This window comes from Bradyrhizobium sp. P2_E8 (assembly GCF_056403875.1).
The window spans coordinates 1-2,104 of sequence record NZ_JBFUES010001171.1; the positions used below are offsets into that span (position 1 = coordinate 1).

At 60.9% G+C, this 2,104-nt stretch carries 5 protein-coding genes; 3 read left to right on the forward strand and 2 right to left on the reverse strand.

Annotated features, from left to right (window positions below; all coding sequences use genetic code 11):
- A partial coding sequence (locus AC1D00_RS38185) for a YdcH family protein (protein ID WP_477014234.1) occupies window positions 1-169 on the reverse strand: 169 nt, incomplete at its 3' end.
- Between the two features lie 330 nt (window positions 170-499).
- On the opposite strand from AC1D00_RS38185, the gene AC1D00_RS38190 reads away from it, so the two are divergent.
- The 3 genes from AC1D00_RS38190 to AC1D00_RS38200 all read left to right on the forward strand — a co-directional run bounded on the left by AC1D00_RS38190 (window position 500) and on the right by AC1D00_RS38200 (window position 1,332).
- Window positions 500-706, forward strand: a complete 207-nt coding sequence (locus tag AC1D00_RS38190; RefSeq protein WP_027545541.1) for a YdcH family protein — start codon at window positions 500-502, stop codon at window positions 704-706.
- Window positions 707-845: 139 nt separating this feature from the next.
- Window positions 846-1,058 (forward strand): hypothetical protein, encoded by a 213-nt coding sequence (locus AC1D00_RS38195; protein WP_027545542.1) that lies wholly within the window; start codon window positions 846-848, stop codon window positions 1,056-1,058.
- Between the two features lie 22 nt (window positions 1,059-1,080).
- Window positions 1,081-1,332, forward strand: coding sequence for a hypothetical protein (locus AC1D00_RS38200; protein ID WP_477014232.1), 252 nt, complete (start codon window positions 1,081-1,083; stop codon window positions 1,330-1,332).
- A 2-nt stretch (window positions 1,333-1,334) separates the two neighbouring features.
- On the opposite strand, the gene AC1D00_RS38205 is transcribed toward AC1D00_RS38200, so the two are convergent.
- Entirely contained in the window at window positions 1,335-2,057 is a 723-nt protein-coding gene (locus tag AC1D00_RS38205; RefSeq protein ID WP_477014233.1) for a GGDEF domain-containing protein, read from the reverse strand.
- Window positions 2,058-2,104: the final 47 nt, after the last annotated feature.

The following is a 2,104-nucleotide window of genomic DNA, read 5'->3' on the forward strand; positions in this document are numbered from 1 at the left end:
CGCTAGTTTGCTTCAGACGCTCGATCTGGTCCTTGACCATCAACTTCCGGCGCTTCAACTCAACAATTTGCAGGTCGTCTGTTGAAAGGTGCWCGAGAGCTTCGTGCAATTCGTTTTCGAGAGTTTTGTGCTTCCGTTCCAATTCAACCAGATGTGCCTGAATTGTCATTCGAWACCTCCTCGGTAGGGGTGACCTTGGATTCGATCCGGACGATCAAGTGTACATCACCGATTCGTTCTGTCGATGGATATCCGTCGTCGCAATGTCATTTTTGAAAATTCATATGTAACGAAGCGTGAGTAAGGAACCACGCTGGGAAAAATCCATGATATCAATGTGCTTGCGTAGCGCCGCAGCGAACCGTTGAAAATATCTCGCGAGAGATTCGGTGCGCGACGGCCCGAGATCGCTTGCGGTCACGGCGCGCAAGGACGATAATTTCCACAGGGCATCCACAGCCTTAAATCTCACGCTATCGGTTTTTCGGCCACCGCAGACATGACCCATGAAGACGAGCGCGAACTCGAAGCCGAGCTCGCCCGGTTGCAGCAGGAACACCGAGATCTCGATGCCGCGATCGATGCGCTGCATCAATCGCCTGCCCCCGACCTATTGCGGTTACAGCGGCTGAAGAAGCGCAAGCTGTTGTTGCGCGACCGCATCGCCTTCATCGAAGACCAGATCACGCCCGACATCATCGCCTGATCCCCAGCGGGCTTTTCGCGGCAGGGCGCCGCGGGTGAATCCGCTTGACTCCAAAAGAACAAAATAGGAACATTCCGACATCCAACGCCCCCAGGAAACGCCCAGAGAAGCGCCCAAGGAACCAGCAAGGACAACGCAGATGTCGGCAACCGCCCTTTTGGACAACAGCCATTATGAACAGGCCTGCGATCAGGCGATCGCGATGTGCGACGGCAATCTGCGCAGCACCATCAAGGCGCTGATCATGGCCAACGAATATCTGGAGGCGGAGCTCGAGGAATTGCAGGCGGCGATTTCAGCCGGCTGCATTCCGGAGACCTCTCGCAGCAAGGCGCGGAGCAGCGCCGCCTGATGTTGATGACCGGAGCAACGCCATGTCGGACGTCACCTACTACGTTGCAATGCCCTTCCTGATCGGTGACGACGGATCACCGGTCGCGGGCACCGCGGAGGAATGTCAGTCCTCGACGGCCGCGCTGCGGCGCGCCGAGATTCTGGCGCGCGGCGCCGGCCACATCGGCGCGATCGCGTTTTACCGCAGCGGTGATCCCATGACCGGCGAATTCGGCGACGCTACGCTGCTGCGCAAATTCGGCAACGTGCCGGAAGATCTGGCCACGTTGTAAAGTCAGTTGCTGACGAGCCTGATCCGCGGCTCGTGCCGCCGGCACGCCTTGCGCACATACATTGCGGCGTCCGCCTCCTCCAGGGCGCGGCCTGCGTCGGATTGCGCCCCCAGCAATGCGACGCCGGCAGAGGCGCCCGCGGTCACATGCTGGCCGTGGAAGACGAAGGATAGTTCGTCGATCGCCTGCTCGAGGACCGCGGCCTTCGCCTTGGCATCGGTCTCGTTGAGATTCCACAGCAGCAGCGCGAACTCGTCGCCGCCGAGCCGGCCGACCACGTCGGAGGCGCGGACCTGCCGCGTCAGCGCGCCGACGATCGCCTTGAGCACCTCGTCGCCGGCGGCGTGGCCGAAGGAATCGTTGATCGGCTTCAGCCGATCGACATCGAGCACGATCAGCGCGCCGCTGGCGTGATATCGCTTCATGTAGGCAATGGCGCGCGTGAGCTCGCGCTCGAAGCCGCGCCGGTTCGGAATCTCGAGCAGGAAATCGGTGTCGGCGGCCGCCTCGAGTTCGGCAACGCGCTGCAAGGCCTGTTTGAGCTTGGTCCGCAGGCCGCGGATGACCTTGGCACCGTCGTTGCCCCCATCATCGGCCGACGCCCCGCGCCGCGGCGCCTTGACCCAACGCCTGACTGAACGCTTGGGGGCGGCTTTGGATCGGCTGGCACTGGTCTTCCGGCCCTTTTTGGCCTTCGCAGCGCTTGCCCTTTTTGGTTTCTTCATGGGCATCCTGCTCAATGAAGGCTTGCGGGGATTCACCAAGACAGGAT

Bases quoted from the DNA above. Each gene is read 5' to 3' on its own strand.
- AC1D00_RS38190 (WP_027545541.1), top strand. From the start codon at position 500: ATGACCCATGAAGACGAGCGCGAACTCGAAGCCGAGCTCGCCCGGTTG.
- AC1D00_RS38195 (WP_027545542.1), top strand. From the start codon at position 846: ATGTCGGCAACCGCCCTTTTGGACAACAGCCATTATGAACAGGCCTGC.
- AC1D00_RS38200 (WP_477014232.1), top strand. From the start codon at position 1,081: ATGTCGGACGTCACCTACTACGTTGCAATGCCCTTCCTGATCGGTGAC.
- AC1D00_RS38205 (WP_477014233.1), bottom strand. From the start codon at position 2,057: ATGAAGAAACCAAAAAGGGCAAGCGCTGCGAAGGCCAAAAAGGGCCGG.